The following is a 19,530-nucleotide window of genomic DNA, read 5'->3' as shown; positions in this document are numbered from 1 at the left end:
TTCACCCGGATACGCTTACGCCATGGAACCGTCGATGCGCCGCAGTCTCGTTTTCTTTCTCGCCCTCGTGGTCGCCATGCCTGTGGTTCCGGCCTTTGCGCAGGCAGACCTGCGTACCGAAGGCGATGTCGCCAAGGCGCAGAGCGCCTACGATGCCGAAGTGCCGGTCAACAGCCAGAGCGAGTCCGATCGCCCCGGTGCCCTGGCCCGCGCGCTGGGCGCGGTGCTGGGCAAGGTCTCCGGCGACCGCAGCGTCATGAGCCGCCCCGGCGTGCCGCAGGCGCTGCGTAACGCGCCCAATTACGTCGAACACTACGACTACCGCCAGGACCAAGGCACGTCGCGCACGGGCGCGCCCACCTTCCGCACGACCCTGGTTGCACGGTTCCGGCAATCGGACGTGGATGGCCTGATCGCCGCGCTGGGCTTGCCGGTGTGGCCATTGCCGCGCCCCAAGCCGGTGCTGTGGCTGGCCATCGACGATGGCAGCGGCCCGCGCCTGGTGGGCGTGGCGCAGGCCAACGCTGCGCGCAGCGTGCTCGACCGCGCCATCGAGCGCGGCTACCGGCTCGGGCTGCCCGGCGGCGCGGCTGCCGAGCAGGTGCTGGCCGGCGCGATCTGGCGCAAGGACACCGCTGCGGTGTCGCGCGCCTCGGCCAAGTACAGCCCGCCGATGCAGCTGATCGGCAAGCTCTACCGCAGCGGGGCCGGCTGGACCGCCGATTGGGTGTTCGTGGACAACGGCAACGTGCTGTCCAGCTGGACCAGCAGCGATGGCGATGCCCGCCGCGCGATGGCCGCCGGCGCCGATGGCGCCGCCGACGCACTGGTCAAGCGTTACGCCAAGCGGGTGGATTCGGGCGTGCCGGGCGTGTATCGCGCGGTGATCACCGGGATCCACAGCGCCGACGACTATCTGCGCGTGGCCGCTGCCCTACAGGGCGTGTCGGTGGTGCGCAGCATCCGCCCGGTCAGCGCCAATGGCGATCGCATGGAAGTGGACCTGGAACTGCTCACGGGCATTTCCGGGCTCAACCGTATGCTCGGTGACAATAGTCCCCTGGTCTCGGTATCGGTCCCGACCGAGGGCCCGATCATTCTCGACAACGAGCACGCCGAGTACCGCCTGAAATGACCCTGAGCCCCGAAGCCGAAATCGCCATCTTCTTGCGTCGCCTCAAATGGGCGGCGGTGATCGTCGGCGTGCTGTGGGTGGTCTCGCTGCTGGCGCCGATCCTGACCCCGTTCGTGCTGGCGCTGCTGCTGGCCTGGCTGGGCGACCCGCTGGTGGATCGCATCGAACGTGCCGGGCGCTCGCGCAACATGGCGGTGGCGCTGGTGTTCGTGCTGGCGACGCTGCTGTTCGTGCTGGCGCTGATGATCCTGGTGCCGATGATCGAACGCCAGATCATGACCCTGATCGACGCCTTGCCGCAGATGCGTAACTGGGCGATCGGCACCGCCATTCCCTGGCTGGAGGCCAAGACCGGCGTGCAGCTGATGGCCTGGCTGGACCCGGAGCGCCTGATCGACTGGATCCGCAGCCATTGGGAACAGGCCGGCGGCGCTGCCAAGACCTTCTTCGGCTACGTCTCGCGCTCCGGCTTTGCGATGGTGACCTGGGTGATCAACCTGGCGCTGCTGCCGATCCTGGCGTTTTACTTCCTGCGCGACTGGGACCGGCTGGTGGAGCGGGTGGCGGCGGTCATCCCGCGCGCCTATATCGGTACCGTGAGCCGGCTGGCGCTGGAATCCAACGACGTGCTCGGCGGCTTCATCCGCGGCCAGTTCCTGGTGATGCTGGCGCTGGGGGCGATCTATGCCACCGGCCTGTCCATCATCGGGCTCAATCTGGGGCTGTTGATCGGCATCATCGCCGGCTTCATCAGCTTCATCCCGTACCTGGGCGCCACTACCGGCATCGTGCTCGCGCTGCTGGCAGCCATCGTGCAGGCGCAGGGCCTGGACCTGAAGCTGCTGATCGGCGTGGGCGTGGTGTTCACCGTTGGCCAGTTGCTTGAAAGCTACGTGCTCACCCCGCGCATCGTCGGTGACAAGATCGGCCTGCATCCGGTGGCGGTGATCTTCGCGGTGATGGCGGGCGGCCAGTTGTTCGGCTTTCTGGGCATGCTGCTGGCGCTGCCAGTGGCGGCGGTGGCCAACGTATTGCTGCGCTACGCGCACGAGCAATACACCCGCAGCGATCTGTACGCGGGCGAGCGGGCCGGCATCGTGCTGCAGTCCACGCCCGAACGCAGCGTCATCATCGACCCGACCAAGGACGCTGATCGGTTGTGAGCGTCCCCCAGTTGCCGCTGGCGTTGCGTGCGCCGCCCGACCAGCGCTTCGACAGTTATATCGCCGCGCCCGAGGGCCTGCTCGCCCAGTTGCAGGCCCTGGCCTCCGGGCAGGCGGGCGATTGGCTCTACCTGGCCGGTCCTGCCGGCACCGGCAAGACCCACCTGGCCCTGGCGATGTGCGCGGCGGCCGAGCAGGCCGGGCGCTCGCCGGCGTACCTGCCGCTGCAGGCTGCTGCCGGCCGCCTGTGCGATGCGCTTGAAGCACTGGAAGGGCGCAGCCTGGTGGCGCTGGACGGCGTAGACAGCATCGCCGGGCAACGCGACGACGAAGTTGCCCTGTTCGATTTCCACAACCGCGCACGCGCGGCCGGCAGTACCTTGCTCTATACCGCGCGGCAGATGCCCGATGGGCTGGCGCTGGTGCTCCCCGACCTGCGGTCGCGGCTGTCGCAGTGCATCCGCATCGGATTACCGGTGCTCGACGACGCGGCACGCGCGGCGGTGCTGCGCGATCGGGCGCAGCGACGCGGTCTGGCGCTGGACGACGCGGCGATCGACTGGCTGCTCACCCACAGCGAGCGCGAACTGGCCGGCCTGGTGGCCTTGCTGGATCGGCTGGATCGCGAATCCCTGGCGGCCAAGCGCCGCATCACCGTGCCGTTTCTGCGGCGGGTGGTAGCGGGGGCGCCGGGACCCGGGACCCGGGACCCGGGACCGGGATAAGGCAGAAGCGAAGCGGGTCGCGGTGCAGTGGTGTGCCGCGCATGGATCCGCTTCGGTGGATCGGCGGCAGGTAATGCCCATGCTCTGGCGTCAGCTTTTCCCGAGTCCCGGGTCCCGGGTCCCGGGTCCCGCCAGTTCCCTCTGCAGTTCCGCCAGCCGCTGCGGCGTTCCCACATCGGTCCAGCGACCGCCGTGATGGATGCCATCGACCAGGCCCTGCGCCATCTGCGCGCGCAGGATCGGCGCCAATGCGAACCGCGGCGCCGTGCCGGCCTGCTCGGGCAATGGCCGGATCACCGATTGCCAGTCACGCAGCAGTGCCGGTCTGTACACACCGATACCGGCGTACGTATGGGTTGCAGGCAGATCGGCGCGCACCGTGCCGTCGGCCTGCAGCGCAAAGTCGGCATGGGGCGCATAGGCAGGCTGGTCGACCAGCACCAACTGTGCCAGCCCGGCTGGTTCGTCGGACAGGCGCGCAAAGTCGAAGTCGCTCCAGATATCGCCATTGACCAGCAGGAACGGCGCATCGCCCAGCAGCGGCAGCGCATGCAGCATGCCGCCGCCGGTTTCCAGTGGTGTCGCGCCTTCGTAGGAATAGGTCAGCCGCAGGCCGAACGCGCTGCCGTCTCCCAGCACCTGCGGAAATTGCTCGGCCAGCCAGGAGGTATTGATCACCACCTCGACAACGCCCAGTGCAGCGAGTTTGCGCAGGTGCCAGACGATCAGCGGCGTGCCACCGACCGACAGCAAGGGCTTGGGAGTGCGCTCGGTCAGCGGACGCATGCGCTCGCCGAATCCTGCGGCAAAGATCAGCGCCTTCATGGCGTGGCCTGCGGCATCCGCGCAGCCAGGGCTGGCTTGATCACCTCGTCCAGGATGCCGATCAATGGCGCCAGCTCGGCGTAGCGCGGCAGCACCTCGTCCAGGTAGGCGATGAAGCGCGGCACGTTGTCCAGATACCAGTGCTTGCCATCGCGATGGCTCAGGCGCGAGAAGATGCCCAGATTCTTCAGATGCCGCTGCACGCCCATCCAGTCCGCATCGCGCAGGAACTGCGCCAGTGGCGGAACCGGCAATTCGGCCGCAACAGCGCGCGCGTGGTAGCGCTCCAGCCAGCCGTCCACGCGGGCGATCGGCCAGCTCACCGAGGTGTCCTTGAACAGGCTGATCGGATCGTAGGCGATCGGGCCGATCACGCAGTCCTGGAAATCCAGCACCGCCGGGCCACCGGACACCGGCATCAGGTTGCGCGGCATGAAATCGCGATGGGTGAACACACGGGGTTGGGCCAGCGCGTTGTCCATCAGGCGGCGCTGCACCAGCTGCAACTGCTCGGCATGCGCGCAACTCAGCTGCACGCCCAAGTGGTGGCCCAGGAACCATTCCTCGAACAATCCGGCATCGCGTTGCAACAAGGCCTCGCCGAAGCTGCCGCTCTCGGCGGGCGGCGGGATGCGCTGCAGCAACAGCAGTTGCGCAATTGCGTCGTCCAGCAGCGCGTCGGCATTGGCCTCGGTGAGCACCTGTGCCAATGTCGGCACGCCAAGGTCTTCCAGCAGCAAGAAGCCGGTCTGCAGATCCTGCGCAAGCACCTGCGGCACGCGCACGCCATGCGCACCCAGCAAGGCCTGCATCCGCAGCCACGGCGCCACGTTTTCCAGCTCCGGCGGCGCATCCATCAGGATGCGATCCGCGCCGCGCCCGTGGGTGCGCCAATAGCTGCGAAACCCCGCGTCGACCGACGCGCGGTGCAGGCTGGCATGCGGATCGTCGAGCGCGTGGCGCGCCCATTGCAGGCGAAGCGCGTCGCGCGCGGTCTCTGAAGGCGAAGACGTCATGGTGCGTTGCTGAGTAGTGAAGTGATGGACACGCGGCGCTCAGCGCTTGCTGCCGCTGAACAGCCGCAGCAGCGCAAGGATGGCGATGGCGCCGAGCAATGCGCCCAGAAATCCGGCGGGCTCTCCCGGCCGGTACCAGCCCATGTAGCGGCCGAACCAGCTCGCCACCACCGCACCGGCAATGCCCAGCACGATGGTCAGCAGGCACCCCAGACGCTGCGTGCCGGGCGTGATGAAACGGGCCAGCAATCCGACCACAAATCCGACCAGCAGGATGTAGAGCCAGCTGTCGCTACCAAACAATGTGTTCATCGCAGCACCAGAGCGAACGGGATCGGCAGACTAGCATTTCGGATGCGGTCCACCCGCGTTGCGCGCGCAACGCTGGCGACTTTGATCGAGCACGTGCAACAAGCTGTTGTTCGCGCCGCGCGACATCCGGATGGGAGGCCGCGAGGCACTGAATGGAGACACGGAAGTCGTCGGCGAGACTGGCTATCGCAACTGCGTCGACAAAAGCCCCTCTCCCGGCGGGGCGATAAGGCGCAGCTTGTGCGCCACTGGCGCGCGTGCCTTGGAGCGCCCGCGCTGCTGGCGCGGGCCGGGGCGCGGAGCGGGGGTTGGGGTGAGGGTACGGGGTGTGGAGATAGGGGTACGTCGGCTAGACAATCCAAACCGCTGACCTTTCGCCCTCGCACCCAACCGCAGGCAAGGGCCAACCCCAGGGCTCAGCAGCAGCCGTGCCCACCATGCCGGGTACCGCTATCGGCAGCCACCGGCGCGCCGCTGGTCTCCCCGCGCAGGCAGGCGGCGTGATGCTCGGCGATCACCTTCGAGACACAGGCAGTCACCCGCTTGCCCATCGGGATGTGCAGGAACTCGTTCGGCCCATGCGCATTGGAATGCGGCCCCAGCACGCCGGTGATCATGAACTGCGCGCCCGGGAACTTTTCGCCGAGCATGCCCATGAACGGGATCGAGCCGCCTTCGCCCATGTACATCGCCGGCTTGCCGAAGAACGCCTGGCTGGCGTCGTCGATGGCCTTTGTCAGCCACGGTGCCATCTCCGGTGCATTCCACCCGGACGAGGCCTTTTCCAGCTCCAGGCTCACCTGCGCGCCATTGGGTGGGTCGCGCAGCAGGGCGGCCTTGAGCAGTTCGCCGCAGGCCTTGCCGTCGGCGGTCGGCGGCAACCGCAGCGAGAGCTTCACCGCGGTGTGCGGGCGCAGCACATTGCCGGCCGAGGCCAGTGGCGGCATGCCATCCACCCCGGTGATCGACAGCGCCGGGCGCCAGGTCCGGTTCAACACCAGCTCGGTCAGATCCTCATGCATCGGTACCAGCCCATCGGCCATCGGGAACTTGTCGAAGATCGCGGTATCCAGCGTCGCGGCGGCCGCCTTGGCCTGGGTCAGCCGTTCGGAGGGCACCTCCACATGCAGGCCGTCGAGCAGGATGCGGCCGGTGGTTTCGTCTTCGATGCGCGACAGCAGCTGGCGCAGCAGGCGGAAGCTGGACGGCACCACGCCGGAGGCATCGCCGGAATGCACGCCTTCTTCCAGCACCTTCACGCTGAGGTTGCCGCCGGTCAGGCCGCGCAACGAGGTGGTGCACCACAGCTGTTCATAGTTGCCGCAGCCCGAATCCAGGCAGACCACCAGCGACGGCTTGCCGATGCGCTGGGCCAGATGATCCACATAGGCCGGCAAATCGTAGCTGCCGGACTCTTCGCAGGCTTCGATCAGCACCACGCAACGCGCATGCGGCAGGCCCTGGGTACGCAGCGCCAGGATCGCGGCCAGCGAACCGAAGATCGCATAGCCGTCGTCGGCGCCACCGCGGCCGTACAACTTGTCCTCGCGCAACACCGGCTCCCAGGGGCCGAGGTCGGCATCCCAGCCGGTCATCTCCGGCTGCTTGTCCAGGTGCCCGTACAACAGCACGGTGTCGTCGCCGGACTCGGCGCCGGTGGCCGGAATCTCGATGAAGATCAACGGCGTGCGGCCTTCCAGTCGCACCACCTCGACCTGCATGCCGTCGATGGCCTGCGCCCGCGCCCAGGTTTCCATCAGGGTCACGGCCTGCTCCATGTAGCCATTGGCCACCCAGTCGGCGTCGAACATCGGCGACTTGTTGGGGATACGGATGTAATCGACCAGTTGCGGGACGATCTCGCGGTCCCAGGTGTCGCTGATGAATTGGTCGATCTTGGCGCTGTCCATGGAGGCTCCGAATGCGTGACGTAGCAGCCCATTCTACGCCGGTGACATGGGGTAGGGATTTCCCTACAAGGCGGCGCGCAGTTCACCGGCTGTGTGAAAAGTTCGTTGGCGATAGGATTGCTGCATGTGGCGCGGGACACTGGCTCCGCCGGCAGGAATGCTGGCTAGGACCATCACCCAAGCCACAAGGAGCGTTGCAATGAAGTCATTTACCGTAGTCCTGAAGTCCCTGCTACTGGCGTTGTTGTTGTCCTCGAATGCGTACGCGCTTGAAAAGGTCGATATCAACACCGCGTCTGCTGAGGAATTGGACAAGGTGCTGACGAATGTCGGGCGATCAAAAGCCGAGGCAATCGTCGAGCACCGCCAGGCGAACGGTCCCTTCAAAAGTGCCGAGGAACTGGCACTGGTCAAGGGCATCGGACTCAAGACGGTCGAACGGAATCGCGACCTGATCGAAGTGGGGGCCACGATGGCGCCTGCCAAGAAGGCTGCCAAGGGGGCGGCGGTGAAACCGGTGGGACGGCGTTAAGGGGAAGGGATCCGAGATACGGTTCGACGCGAGGATGCGTGGCCGCAACCTAACTGGACAGGATGTCCGGGGGATGGCTGGAAGCCGACAAGGACGTGGAATCGCCCGGTGTTGCACTTGGATGTGCAGCCGGGCGTTTTTCGTTGGGCGGATCTGGGCCGGGGCGCAGCGCAATGCTGCCGTAGTGGAAGGCACTCGATGGCGCACGGACAGTGGCGCGTGAAACCTGCCCACGCGAGACATCGATGCGCTGCGGGCGCCTTCGCCTCCATGCTGCCGCGGCCGCGTGGATTCTGATGGCATGGCCGTGTTGAATGCTCGGGCAAACGGCAAACGGCAAACGGCAAACGGCAGCGTGCACGTAGCCGGGATCAGGCCGCGCTGGGTATGACGCTTCGGGCACAATGCACCGATGCAGCTAACAGACCTGAGCAGCCGGGTGATTCCGGCCACCGACTACCGCCGCGAGCGGTGGCGCAATCAATTGGGCTGGACGCGCGAGATCCTGCGTCTGGGCGATGCGGAAAGATGGGCGCTGCGTCTGTCGATCGCCGAGATCGAGCAGGATGCCGCGTTCTCCGCATTTCCTGGCATCGATCGTGAGCTGGTGCTGCTGCGGGGCAGTGGCATGCGTCTGCAGTTCGGCAATGGCGTTGGCAATGTGGATGTCGATGCACATACCAGCGTCAAGGCCGATGTCGACGCTGCTGTCGATGCCGACACCGACACGAACTCCAGCACCGACACTTACATCGACACCGACACCGACACTGATACCGATACTGGTGCAGGTGACGGGAAAGTTGGTCGTCTGGATGCGACTGGCGCAGCGAATGCCGGCCAACATGCTGGCACCGGGGGAAGATCGAGCGGCGCCGAGCATCTTCTCGCAAGCCCTGCGCGGGTTGGGCGTTGCGTCGAGTTAATGCCGCCCTATCAACGCGTGCGATTTGCCGGCGAAGCTGCGGTAAGCGCGGTGTTGCTGGACGGGCCGACGCAGGATTTCAATCTGATGTGGCGACGCGATGTGCTGCAGGCCGAGCTGCTGCATCGGCCGTTGGTCGGCACCATGCTGTTCTTCGCCGACCCTGGCACTGCCTGGGCGATCCATCTGCTTGCCGGGCAGGCCAGCTTCGGGCGCGAGAGTGGCCTGCCGTCCCTGGCGGCCGGCGATACCGCCTGGTTGAGTGCGTCGACACGGACCCGTTACGTGCTGGATGGCGGCGGTGAATTGCTGGCGATCCGGGTGAGTGCGGCTGATAAAGCGTAGCAGGCCGTCGTCAGGGTGGAGCGCACGGTAGCCGACGTGCAGGCATGGTGGTGAGGTTTCCGATTGCCGGCCGTGCATGCCTGGCGTACCGCGCAGTCGCCTTGCGGGCTGCTCTTGGTCTGCATCAAGACATTGGCAGTAGCAGCTCTTGAACGGTGACATAAAAATCATGCAGGGCGCGTGGCTGCAACCCCGAGAGAGATCCCGGCAAAACCGCTGTTTGATCATGACACCTGCCTGAAATCTGGCCGCGTCCGCTCAGTACACGTCGCGCCGGTAGCGCCCGTTTTGCAGCAACTCCTGCCTGGTCGCCTGGCCCAGAATGGTGTCGAGGCTGCGGTCCACTTCCGGCGCCATGCCGCGCAGGCTGCCGCAGAGATAGATGCAGGCGCCGCGGTCGATCCATTCGCGCAGGGTCTCGGCCGCGGCGGCAAGCGCGTGCTGCACGTAACGTGCTGGGGAGGCGGGGTCGCGCGAATACACCAGGTCCATGCGCGCAATCCAGCCATGCTGTTGCCATTGCTGCAGCTCGTTGGCGTACAACGCATCGTGTGCGGCATTGCGTTCGCCGAAGATCAGCCAATTGTCGCGTGCGCCGGCGGCGATGCGCGCGCGCAGATGTGCGCGCAATCCGGCGATGCCGGTGCCATTGCCGATCAGCAGCATGGGGCGTTCAGGCGCGGGTGGATGGAACCCCGGGTTGCTGCGCAATCGCAATGCGATGGCGGCACCGACAGGTGCATGGACGCACAGCCAACCGCTGCCGATCCCCAACCGTCCATCGTCATGCAGATGCTGGCGGATCAGCAGTTCGGCATGTCCTTCTTCGCTGATCGATGCCAGCGAATACTCACGATGCGGCAGCGCGACCAGGTGACGCACCATCGCCGCCAGCCCTGCAGGTGGTATCGCTGTATCCGATTTCGCGTCTGCCTCCGTGCATGCAGCTGGATCTGCACATGCATCCGCACTTGCGTCTGCATCTGCAGGCAGCTGCGCGCCCGCGAGCCAGTCGCGCAACGCCCGGCCATCGACTCTCTGCGCGCCATCGCAGCGGTGCCGCTGCAACCAGTCCTCCACCTGCGCAGGCGCGTTGTGCGGGGCGATCTCGGCGATGTCGCCAGCGCTCCACGGCGGTAGCGCGCCGTCGCGGGGCACGAGCCGCAGCCGATGGATCGGTGCACCGGCACTGCCAGGGTTGACATGGACACGCTCGCGCAGCTGCCAGGTCGCATAGGTCGGCACACTCCACGCTGGCTGGCTCGCCAGTGCCGGTGTGAGTTCTGCCAGCCGTTGCTGCCAGTGCAGCAAGGCGCGTGGGTCGGCATTGTCGACCTCGATGCGCTCGAACAGGCGCGTGCCACCGCGTGCTTGCAGGCCGGCGTCGATGCGACGGCCGAACGCGCAGAACTGCGTGTAGCGGCGGTCGCCCAATGCCAGGACCGCGTAGTGCACGGCAGCCAGGTCCTGCGCATTGCCGGCAAGCCAATGGCGCTCGGCCGCCTGTGCATGATCCGGTGCATCGCCTTCGCCGGTGGTGCTGACGATGCACAGCAGGCGCGGCACGCGGGCGAGTAAATCGGCATCCACCGCGTCCAGTGGCAGTGCATGCGCAGCGAGGCCGGCGGTTTGCAGCGCGGCCGCGCTGCGCTCGGCAAGCTCGCGGGCGAATCCGGTCTGGCTGGCCCAGGCGATGAGCATGCCGCTGCTGTCTGCGTTAGACACGCCGGCCCGCTGGCGGTTACGGATAAAAATGGCAGCGCAGACCGCGGCATACAGGGTCATGCCCAGTGCTGCCCACTGCCAGCGCTGCGGCGTCGGCGCGCTCCACCATGCGCCCTGGTGCAGGCTGGCAAGCCATGCAGCGATTGCGGCAAGGGCAAGCAGCAACGCTCCATTCCCCAGCCAGACCCGTGCGCGTGCGGCTGTCATGAGGCGGCCAGATGCTGCTCGAAGGCGGGGCTCATGGCTTCGTGCAGGCTGCCGTCGTGGCGCGTCAGAAAGCGCACCGCAAGGCCGGCCTTGTGCGCGTATGCAAGCCCGGCGTCGGTCCCGAGCACGGTCATGGCGGTGGCCCAGGCGTCGGCGTGCATGGCATCGGCGGCGAGGACGGTGACCGCGGCGGGCGCGTGCGGAATCGGTGCCCCGGTGCGCGGATCGAAGGTGTGGGTGTAGCGCAGACCGTCGCTTTCGAAGCGGTGCCAGCGGTCGCCGGAGGTGGCCACGGCGACGCCGTCCAGGGCGAGCACCCGGGGTGGCAGCGCCGCGCCGGCGTCTTCATCGGGGGCGGATTCGACCAGCACGCGCCAGGTGCTGCCATCGGGCTTGCGTCCATAACCGAACAGTTCGCCGCCGACATCGATCAAGGCGCTGGTGATGTCGGCCTGTACCAGGGCGTGGCGCACGCAGTCCACGCCATAGCCCTTGGCGATGCCGGACAGGTCCAGCGCCACCGCGCCCGGCTGCAGGACACGCGGGCCATCCAGTTCCAGGCGCTGCCAGCCGCAGCGCAGGCTCACCAGCGCGATCTGCTCGGGCGATGGCACCCGTCGCCGGCCCCCATTGGCGCCGAAGCCCCACAGTTCGACCATCGGCCCGACGGTGGGGTCGAAGGCACCGTCGCTGGCGCGGGCAATGTCCAGCGCGGTGCGCAGCACGGTGTGGAACGCATCGGGCAAGGCCTGCCAGTGGCCGGCCGCCAGACGGTTGTAGCGGCTGATGTCCGAGCTCGCGTCCCAGGTGCTCATCTGTGCGACCACGCGGTCGAGCGCTGCCTGGATGCGCGCATGCAGCGGATGCAGGTCGCGGCTGCGCGGCGCCACCAGCTTGACGCTCCAGGTGGTGCCCATGCTGTGGCCGCCCAGGGTGGCAAGCGTGGTGTCTGCAGGAGCGAATGCGTTCATACGTGGACTGTGAGCAGGCACTGCGGCAGGAACATGATGGTGACGTGCGGCGCAGCCGATTGCATCAGCATCGTGCTGGTTCGGCGATCGACGCCAGCGGCCGTGCGCACCTTTCGACGATGCCAGCGCGGTCAGTCGCCGCGCGGACAGCAACGCGGGGCGACTGCTCCATCAGGCAAGAGGCCCGGCACGTCACCAGGATCGTTGCGTGCGCGGCCGCCACTGCGAATAAGGGGCGTAGCGAGTAGTGACCGGGCGGACATGGACGGTGCACGGGATCCGACGTGTACGAGCGGGACAGACCGATTCCGCGCACTGGCGCGCCCGCCAGATAGCGGCGCAGCAGTGTTGTCGGCTGCGCTTATTGCGGCAGCACTTCCAGCGTCACCACATAGCCCAGGCGACGCTGCTTGGCCTGCGGCAGCGAGGTCTTGCTGTCTTCGCTGCTGGTTTCCAGCCAGTACATGCCGGGCTCTGGCCAGGTCACGCTGAAGCCGCCCTTGGCGTCGGTGGTGAGCTTGATCTCGTTCTGCGCATCGCGGTAGCGGGTGCCGCCGCGCACGATCTCGATCTCCAGCCCGGCGGCCGGCTTGCCATCCAGTTGCAGGGTGAACTGCGCGGCTTCGCCGGCGACCAGGTCATTGGGATGGGTGACCGGCACCAGCTCGATGCCCTTGCCGCTTGGCTTGAAGACGGTGGTGGTCGGTGCGCCGCGGGTGACGAAGGTTTCCACGCGGCTGAGCGATTGCGACACCTGCAGGTCCTGTGCGTTCTTCGGGACCTCGCTGGCGAAGCTGGCCTCGTTGCCGCGCCAGCGCTTGGGCTTGCCGTCTTCCTTCCAGCTGGCGAACAGGCCGGCATTGACGATGCCGAGCTTGTAGGTGCCGGGCTGGGTGAGCTGCAGGTCGAACACGCTTCGGTATTTGCCGGTGGCCGGGTTTTCCGGCTTGAGCGCGCTGCCATCGGGCGCGGTGATGCTGAGGTTGTCCAGCCGCAACGGCACATGGTTGAAGTAGAACAGGTCGTTGGATACCGCGGCATCGACGGTGATCCACGGCGCTTGGCCGGCAATGACGGTCTGCGAGGGCAGCAGCCAGGCCTTGTGCGCAAGCGCGGTAACCGGCAGTGCGGCGAGCAGGGCGATCAGGACGAGAGAACGTTGCATGACAACTCCTTGAGAATGCGGGGGCGGTGGGCGCGTGTCTGATCAGCGCGCGTCGCGGCGCTGGCTGGATGCGTGCAAATGAAATGCAAAGACGATGTGCAGCTTGCGCCGGCGGGGCAGGGGTCAGTACGACAGCCCGCTCCGCGTGCCGGCGCCTGGTATCAAGGCTTGGCGGTCAGGCTGATCGCTCCCAGTTCGCTGCTGCCGCTGGCCTTGGCGCTTTGCGGCGCTGTCGCCGGCCAGCTGAAAGGCACCTTGACCAGTTCGCGGCCGCCCACTTCGCGCGCGGCCTCCACCACCAGCGTGTACTGGCCGGCTGGCAGCGACTTCAATGCGCTCTTGGTGTCGCTGAAGGAAAGCGCATGCGCGCCAGCCGGGCGGGTCGGGCCGGTGACGCCATCGACCGGCACGTCCAGCGTGCGGCCACTCTTGCGCCACCACTGACGCAGATCCGGCAACCACTTGGTTCCGTGGCCTTCGGCGGTGTCCTTGGATTGATACCAGACCGCCAGGTTGGCGGCGACCTTCTGGTCCGCGCCTTCCAGCCAGATCGCCACGTAAGGGCGGTGGTATTCGGCGACATTGAGCTTGGGAATCTCGACAGTGATATCGAGCGTGGCCGCATACGCCGGCATGGCGAGCAGGCCGCTCAGGGCGATGGTCAGGGTGGCGCGCATGGTCGTCTCCGAGGAAAGGGTCAGTGGATCAACAGCAGGGCAAGCAGTAGCGGGATCAACAGGCCCAGGCCGACCAGCGGCCAGGTCATGCGGCGCTGACGCGCATGCAGATGCAGCAGGAACAGCCCGGTGATGCAGAACACCAGGCAGGCGATGGCGAACACGTCGATGAACCAGCCCCACGCCGGCCCGGCGTTGCGGCCCTTGTGCAGGTCGTTGAGATAGGCGACCCAGCCACGCGAGGTGCGCTCGTATTCGATCGCGCCGGTGTTGCGGTCCAGGCTCAGCCAGGCATCGCCACCGGGGCGCGGAAGCGCGACATACACCTCGTCTGCGGACCATTCGCCGTTGCGCGCACCGATGCTGATATCGAGCTGGCGTCCAAGCCACTGCGCCACGCGGGGCGGCAGCGGTGCATCGCCGTCCTGCCGGCTGCCCAGGGTCTTCAACAAGGCAGCTGGCAGGGTGAGCGTGCGTTGCTCGGTGGATGGGCTGGCTTCGATCCGCGCAGCGTGATTGAGGGTCAGCCCGGTGATCGTAAACAGCAGCATGCCGATCAGGCACAGCGCCGAGCTGATCCAGTGCCATTGATGCAGCATGCGCAGCCAGAATCCGCGGCGTTGCTGGGCACTGGCAGTGGTGGCGGCAGGTCGCGACATGCGGTGCTCAGGCCGTGACCGCAACGGCGGTTGCCTGCAACTGCGATTGCCGCGCCGTCACCTCCTCCAGCAGCGCACGCAGGCGCGGCTGCGGCGCGTTGCCGAGCAGGGCGGTGAGCTGGCGCAGGAAGCCGGCATGCCCACCGGCGATGGCGCGGCGCATCCACCGCTCGGCTTGATCGAGCGCGCCCGCATCGGCCAGCACGGTGGCGTAGCTGGCCTGGCCGCGGAAGTCGCCGGCCTCGGCAGACCTGCGATACCAGTCGCGCGCGGCATGCGGGTCGGCGGTGCAGGCCAGGCCCTGGTCGAGGTAGCGCGCCAGGAAGTTCATCGACTTGGCATGCCCGCGTTCGGCGGCCTGGCGATACAGCGCCAGGGCCTGCGTCTGGTCCTGTGCCACTCCGCGTCCGGAGGCATGCAGATGCGCCAGGTTGTACATGCCCCAGTCCAGCCCATGGTCGGCGGCGCGGCGGTACCACAGCGCCGCCAGTGCCTCGTTGACGGGCGTGCCGAAGCCCAGCTCATGGCAGCGGCCGAGTTGGTTCATGGCTACCGGCTGCCCGGCATTGGCGGCCACTTCGTACCACAGCATCGCCGTGGCCGGATCGGCCGGGACGCCGCGTCCTTCGGCATACAGCTGTGCGAGCAGCAGCTGCGCAGCGCTGTCCTGGCCGGCTGCGGCCCTGCGCAGCGAGGCGATGGCCTGCTCGGGCTGCGTGCGCAGCCGTGCGGGATCCGGCGCGGGCTCAGACATCGGCCCACTGCCGCAACAGGTTGTGATACACGCCGGTGAGCTGGATCAGCGACGGGTGCCCCGGCGTGTCCTGCGTCAGCCGCCGAATCGAGACATCCAGTTCGAACAACAGCCGGCGCTGCGCCGCATCGCGCAGCATGCTCTGGGTCCAGAAGAATGCCGCCACGCGCGTGCCGCGGGTGACCGGGTTGACCTTGTGCAGGCTGGTGCCGGGGTAGATCACCAGATGCCCGGCGGGCAGCTTGACCGACTGCGTGCCGTAGGTGTCTTCGATCACCAGCTCGCCGCCATCGTAGCTGTCCGGGTCGCTGAGGAACAGCGTGCCGGAAACATCGGTACGCACCGGCTCGGCGCCACCACGGCTGCGGTCGTAGCGCACCGCGTTGTCCACGTGATACCCGAACGATTGCCCGCCGCTATAGCGATTGAACAACGGCGGATAGATCCGCCGTGGCAGGACGGCGGAAAAGAACGTACTGCTGCGCGACAGCGCCTCCAGCACCAAGGCGCTGGCCTCGCGCGCAAGCGCGCTGTCTTCGGGCAGCTGCGCATTGTCCTTGGCTTGCGCGGACTGGTGGCCGGCGGTGATGCGGCCATCGGCCCAGTCGGCTGCGTCCAGCCGCGCACGTAATGCGCCCAGTTGCGTGGCATCGAGGACATCGGGAATGGGCAGCAGCATGCGGTGGTCTCCACGCCGTCCGCACGCGGAGGACGGCGTCCTGCTAGGTCAGAAGCTGAAGGTGGCGTTCAATACCGCCGAGCGCCCTTCGCCGGGAATCGCCCAGCCATTGCCGGCAGTGACGGTACCGGCGGCATTGACGGTGAGGTTGTTGCGCACGCTGGTGTAGTACTCCTCGTCGAACAGGTTGTTCACGTTCAACTGCAGGCTGAGCCAATCGTTGACGCGCAGGCCGACCATCGCACGGTGCACCCAGTAGTCGTCGGTCTTGATATAGGCCGCAGTCGAGGCGTTGTTCGGGTAGAAGCCGCCCTGGTAGGTGATGCCGTAGCCGAAGATCCAGCGATCCAGCGTGTAGGTGGTCCAGACATTGCCGGCATTGCGCGGGGTCTGCACCAGTTCGCGTCCGGCGACCGGGTCGCCGGTGAGGCTTTCGGTGCGATTGGAGACGCTCTGCAGCACCTCGCTGTCCAGGAAGGTGTAGTTGGCGAAGATCGACCAGCGGTCGGTCAGGTAGCCGGCCGCGCCAAGTGCGATACCGTCCACGCGCGCCTTGCCGTCCAGGACCTGCTCGGGAATCAGCGGGTCGCCGCTGTTGACCCGATAGTTTTCGCGCTCGTTGCGGAACACCGCCGCGGTCAGCGCCAGGCGCTCATCCAGCACGTCCCACTTGCCGCCCAGTTCGATGTTGACCGCCGTTTCCGGCGCGACATTGCAGTTGGCACCGGCAGTGGCGGTGGCGACCGGCGTGCAGGAGCCGTTGACCGAGGCCTTGGACGGGGTCTTGCTGTTGGCGTAGGACACGTACAGGCTGGCATTGTCCGCCGGCTTGAACACCAGGCCTGCGCGGTAGGAGAACAGGTCTTCTTCGTTGCCCGCCGGGAAGCCGGCCGCAACGCCGGTGACATCGCCGGCCGCGTTGACGGTGTAGTTGGTGCTATCGCCTTCGTTGTGCTCGTAGCGGCCACCGAGATTGAGCATCCACTGCTCGTTGAACTGCAGCGTATCGAACAGGTACACGGCCTGATTGGTCAGGCTGCCCTTGCTGCGGCCGGTGCGGAAGTAGTTCTGCGGGCCGGTCCAGATGTTGTACGGGTTGTCGAAGGACTGCTGCGGATAGGTGATGCCGGTGGTGGAGCCGTCGGCGTTGCGGAAGGTGGTGCCGCTGTCCAGTTCGAAGTCTTCCTTGCTGAAGGCAACGCCGGCGACGACGCGGTGCTCGATGGCACCGGTGTGCAGGGTTGCGGTCAGGTCGGTCTGGCTGTGCGCGATGAAGTTCTCGGTGTCGCGCACCAACCCGCGCGGGCCGCTGTTCGGGTTCCAGGTCGCCGGCGGCTGGCCGACGCAGGCACGCCCGGTGTATGGGTCGGTGCCGTTGGGCAGGCACCAGGTGCCCTGCAGGGCGGTGGCGTTGAGGAACTGGTCCACCCGCTGCAGGCGCGCCAGGCTGCGCAGCTTGAAGGTGTCGCTGAAATCCATGTCCAGCACGCCGGTCAGCATGTCCACGTCGATCTCCTGACGCGAGGTGTTGCGATAGCCGAAGAAGGTCTCCGGGTCCACGCCCGGCAGCGGGCCATCGTTGAACGGACTGAGCGCGAACGGCACGCCGTACTGCGGCAGGTTGTTGTCGTGTTGGTGCAGGTAGCTCAGCGTGAAGCGGGTGTCCGAGCCCAGGCCGAAGGCCACCGACGGCGCGAAGCCCCAGCGATGGCGGAATTCCTCATCGCGGCCCGGCACGTCCTGGGTGTGGCCCATGGCGTTCAGACGCACCGCGGTGCCATTGTCGAAATCCTGGTTGCTGTCGACGGTGAGGCGGCCATAACGGTCGCTGCCGCCGCCGACCAGCACGTTGGTGAAATCGCCCTGGCCGGCGGTCTTGGTCACCAGGTTGATGTTGCCGCCGACCGAGCCGGCACCGGACATGGCCGAGTTGGCGCCGTTGATCAGTTCCACCGCTTCCAGGTTGAAGGTGTCGCTGCGGCTGTACTGCGCGCTGTCGCGCACCCCGTCGGTGGTGATGTCGCTGCTGGCGGTGAAGCCGCGCAGGTTGATGCTGTCGCCATAGCCGCCGCCGCCTTCGCCCGCACCGAAGGTGATGCCGGGCAGGGTGCTGAGCACATCGCGCAGCGAGAGCAGGTTCTGCTGGTCCATGGTCTGCTTGGTGACCACGGTGATGGTCTGCGGCGTGTCGCGCAGCGCCTCGGTGTACTTGGGCGAGGACGGCTTCTGCGCGCGTTCCTGCTGCACCCGGATCGCATCCAGATCCACCGCGCCCGGAGGCGCGGGCGCATCGCCAGGCTGGGCGAACGCGGGAGCGGACAAGGTCAACAGCACGGCCGAGGTGAGCGGGGAAATCCTGGGAGTCATGAGACATCTCGAAAAGGAAAACGATGCTCCGGCCTGGCGATGGCTCGGCGGATGCGGGAGGGTCTGCCTACCGCTGCCAGCCCGTCGCGACCGGTAGTCGTTCACCGCATGCGATGCCGCGCCGCGCTGGAAAGCGCAGCTCCGGTGAACGCAGAGCGACGGTGTCGGACAAGGCTGGACGCATGGGATCGCAGGGCAGGTCAGATGTTAAGAACACCTGAAGGGTTGCGATATTAAATGCAAATCATTCTTTTTTGCAATCTTCGCCGACCGATGGTACACGTCGCCAGCGCCATCGGCAGACTCCAGCGTGGGACGGTGGTTGGGGTGGCTACCGCCTCAGCGATCGTCGCGGGTCCAGATGCCGTCGTGTTCGCGCTTGACCGGGAACTTGGCTACGGCGGTGTAGGCAGGCGCGCACAACGGGCGCCCGTCGCGGATATCGAACCGGGCGCTATGCAACTGGCATTCGATGGTGCCTGCCACCGGGTCGAAGCTGCCGGGCGACAGCTCGTAGTCCTCGTGGCTGCAGCGGTCTTCCAGTGCATACAGCGCGCCGTCGAGGTTGAACACCACGATGGGCGCGTCGGTCACTTCATCCCACACGGTCTGCAGCTCGCCGGGCAGCAGCGCGTCGCTGGCGCAGACGAAGGTCCAGGTCTCGCTCACGGCGTGGCGTGCTCGAAGTGCTTTTCCAGGACTTCGAAGCGCAGATCCTGGCGCAGCGGGACGCCGAAGCGTTCGTCGCCATACGGGAAGGGCTTGAAGACACCGGTACGGCGGTAGCCGCGGCGTTCGTAGAAGGCGATCAGCTCGTGCCGGACGTCGATCACGGTCATACGGATCAACGGCAGTGCCCACTCGGTGGACACGATGCGCTCGCCTTCGGCCAGCAGGGTCTTGCCCAGCCCGCTGCCCTGCAGCGACGGATCGACCGCGAACATGCCGAAATACCCGGTGCCGTCGTCGTCGGCGATATGCGCGCAGGCCAGCAGGCGGCCATCCTGTTCGACCAGCAGCACCAGGCTGCGTTCGCGCAGGATGTCCTGGCGCAGCACGGCCGGATCGATACGGGCCCCATCGAGGATATCGGCCTCGGTGGTCCAGCCCGCACGGCTGCTGTCGCCGCGATAGGCAGAAGTCACCAGCTGGACAAGGGCGTCGATGTCATCGACGGTGGCGGTGCGGAAGGTGGTGGTCTGCATGTGGGGCAGTTTAGCGGGAATCGGGATTCGGGAATCGGGATTCGCTGGTGCTTGGTCGGCTGCATCAGAGATGCACGCCGGTTGGCTCGGTGTGCGCAGGATCCGTTGAGCAAGCCCCTCTCCCGTCGGGAGAGGGGTTGGGGTGAGGGTACGGAGCGAAGCGCTCGCGCAGTCGAACTACGCCAGGCTTCGCACGTACCCTCATCCGCCCCTGCGGGGCACCTTCTCCTCCA

Annotated in this window: 19 protein-coding genes; 5 read left to right on the top strand and 14 right to left on the bottom strand. The window is 66.9% G+C overall.

Annotated elements, in window-relative coordinates:
* Positions 1–22: 22 nt before the first annotated feature.
* Genes HG421_RS12220 through hda form a run of 3 tightly spaced genes read left to right on the top strand, consistent with a single transcriptional unit; the run spans position 23 to position 3,023 of the window.
* The gene (locus HG421_RS12220; RefSeq protein ID WP_169706605.1) at positions 23–1,135 is read left to right on the top strand and encodes a DUF2066 domain-containing protein; all 1,113 of its coding nucleotides are present in this window, start codon (positions 23–25) and stop codon (positions 1,133–1,135) included.
* Positions 1,132–2,298 carry an AI-2E family transporter gene (locus HG421_RS12215; protein WP_169706604.1) on the top strand — a complete coding sequence of 389 codons (1,167 nt, stop codon included), beginning with the start codon at positions 1,132–1,134 and terminating at the stop codon, positions 2,296–2,298. The genes HG421_RS12220 and HG421_RS12215 overlap by 4 nt, the downstream gene beginning before the upstream one ends.
* Positions 2,295–3,023, top strand: a complete 729-nt coding sequence (gene hda / locus HG421_RS12210; protein WP_169706603.1) for a DnaA regulatory inactivator Hda — start codon at positions 2,295–2,297, stop codon at positions 3,021–3,023. The genes HG421_RS12215 and hda overlap by 4 nt, the downstream gene beginning before the upstream one ends.
* A gap of 90 nt (positions 3,024–3,113) precedes the next feature.
* Here the strand turns inward: hda and murU are convergent, their stop codons facing one another.
* The 4 genes from murU to HG421_RS12190 all read right to left on the bottom strand — a co-directional run bounded on the left by murU (position 3,114) and on the right by HG421_RS12190 (position 7,086).
* Positions 3,114–3,848: an N-acetylmuramate alpha-1-phosphate uridylyltransferase MurU gene (gene murU / locus HG421_RS12205; RefSeq protein WP_169706602.1), complete on the bottom strand. Its 735-nt coding sequence runs from the start codon at positions 3,846–3,848 to the stop codon at positions 3,114–3,116.
* Positions 3,845–4,864 (bottom strand): aminoglycoside phosphotransferase family protein, encoded by a 1,020-nt coding sequence (locus tag HG421_RS12200; RefSeq protein ID WP_169706601.1) that lies wholly within the window; start codon positions 4,862–4,864, stop codon positions 3,845–3,847. Before HG421_RS12200 ends, murU begins: the two co-directional genes overlap by 4 nt.
* Before the next feature lie 39 nt (positions 4,865–4,903).
* The gene (locus HG421_RS12195; RefSeq protein WP_104541895.1) at positions 4,904–5,176 is read right to left on the bottom strand and encodes a GlsB/YeaQ/YmgE family stress response membrane protein; all 273 of its coding nucleotides are present in this window, start codon (positions 5,174–5,176) and stop codon (positions 4,904–4,906) included.
* Between the two features lie 416 nt (positions 5,177–5,592).
* On the bottom strand, positions 5,593–7,086 hold the full coding sequence (locus HG421_RS12190; RefSeq protein WP_169706600.1) for a M20 family metallopeptidase: 1,494 nt from the start codon (positions 7,084–7,086) through the stop codon (positions 5,593–5,595).
* Between the two features lie 157 nt (positions 7,087–7,243).
* On the opposite strand from HG421_RS12190, the gene HG421_RS12185 reads away from it, so the two are divergent.
* Both HG421_RS12185 and HG421_RS12180 read left to right on the top strand, forming a co-directional pair.
* Positions 7,244–7,618, top strand: a complete 375-nt coding sequence (locus tag HG421_RS12185) for a ComEA family DNA-binding protein (protein WP_005993268.1) — start codon at positions 7,244–7,246, stop codon at positions 7,616–7,618.
* 412 nt (positions 7,619–8,030) lie between these two features.
* Positions 8,031–8,888, top strand: coding sequence for a HutD/Ves family protein (locus HG421_RS12180; protein WP_169706599.1), 858 nt, complete (start codon positions 8,031–8,033; stop codon positions 8,886–8,888).
* Positions 8,889–9,146: 258 nt separating this feature from the next.
* On the opposite strand, the gene HG421_RS12175 is transcribed toward HG421_RS12180, so the two are convergent.
* The 10 genes from HG421_RS12175 to HG421_RS12130 all read right to left on the bottom strand — a co-directional run bounded on the left by HG421_RS12175 (position 9,147) and on the right by HG421_RS12130 (position 19,297).
* Complete coding sequence (locus HG421_RS12175; protein ID WP_169706598.1) at positions 9,147–10,820, bottom strand: flavodoxin domain-containing protein; 1,674 nt, start codon at positions 10,818–10,820, stop codon at positions 9,147–9,149.
* Entirely contained in the window at positions 10,817–11,791 is a 975-nt protein-coding gene (locus HG421_RS12170; protein WP_169706597.1) for an FAD:protein FMN transferase, read from the bottom strand. Before HG421_RS12170 ends, HG421_RS12175 begins: the two co-directional genes overlap by 4 nt.
* A 361-nt stretch (positions 11,792–12,152) precedes the next feature.
* Complete coding sequence (locus tag HG421_RS12165) at positions 12,153–12,956, bottom strand: DUF4198 domain-containing protein (RefSeq protein ID WP_169706596.1); 804 nt, start codon at positions 12,954–12,956, stop codon at positions 12,153–12,155.
* Positions 12,957–13,117: 161 nt separating this feature from the next.
* Complete coding sequence (locus HG421_RS12160; protein WP_169706595.1) at positions 13,118–13,633, bottom strand: DUF2271 domain-containing protein; 516 nt, start codon at positions 13,631–13,633, stop codon at positions 13,118–13,120.
* Between the two features lie 20 nt (positions 13,634–13,653).
* A complete protein-coding gene (locus HG421_RS12155) occupies positions 13,654–14,292 on the bottom strand; it encodes a PepSY-associated TM helix domain-containing protein (RefSeq protein ID WP_169706594.1) in 639 nt (212 codons plus the stop codon).
* A 7-nt stretch (positions 14,293–14,299) separates the two neighbouring features.
* Positions 14,300–15,046, bottom strand: coding sequence for a tetratricopeptide repeat protein (locus HG421_RS12150; RefSeq protein ID WP_169706593.1), 747 nt, complete (start codon positions 15,044–15,046; stop codon positions 14,300–14,302).
* Entirely contained in the window at positions 15,039–15,725 is a 687-nt protein-coding gene (locus HG421_RS12145; protein ID WP_169706592.1) for a Fe2+-dependent dioxygenase, read from the bottom strand. Before HG421_RS12145 ends, HG421_RS12150 begins: the two co-directional genes overlap by 8 nt.
* 48 nt (positions 15,726–15,773) lie before the next feature.
* Positions 15,774–18,092, bottom strand: a complete 2,319-nt coding sequence (locus HG421_RS12140; RefSeq protein WP_169706591.1) for a TonB-dependent receptor — start codon at positions 18,090–18,092, stop codon at positions 15,774–15,776.
* Between the two features lie 339 nt (positions 18,093–18,431).
* Entirely contained in the window at positions 18,432–18,761 is a 330-nt protein-coding gene (locus tag HG421_RS12135; protein WP_169706590.1) for a non-heme iron oxygenase ferredoxin subunit, read from the bottom strand.
* Positions 18,758–19,297 (bottom strand): GNAT family N-acetyltransferase, encoded by a 540-nt coding sequence (locus tag HG421_RS12130; protein ID WP_169706589.1) that lies wholly within the window; start codon positions 19,295–19,297, stop codon positions 18,758–18,760. The genes HG421_RS12135 and HG421_RS12130 overlap by 4 nt, the downstream gene beginning before the upstream one ends.
* Positions 19,298–19,530 lie beyond the last annotated feature (233 nt).

The organism is Xanthomonas campestris pv. badrii (assembly GCF_012848175.1).
GTDB classification, from domain to species: Bacteria; Pseudomonadota; Gammaproteobacteria; order Xanthomonadales; family Xanthomonadaceae; genus Xanthomonas; species Xanthomonas campestris_C.
Note: the sequence above shows the minus strand (reverse complement) of the source record. Positions and strands in the feature narration are given on the sequence as shown.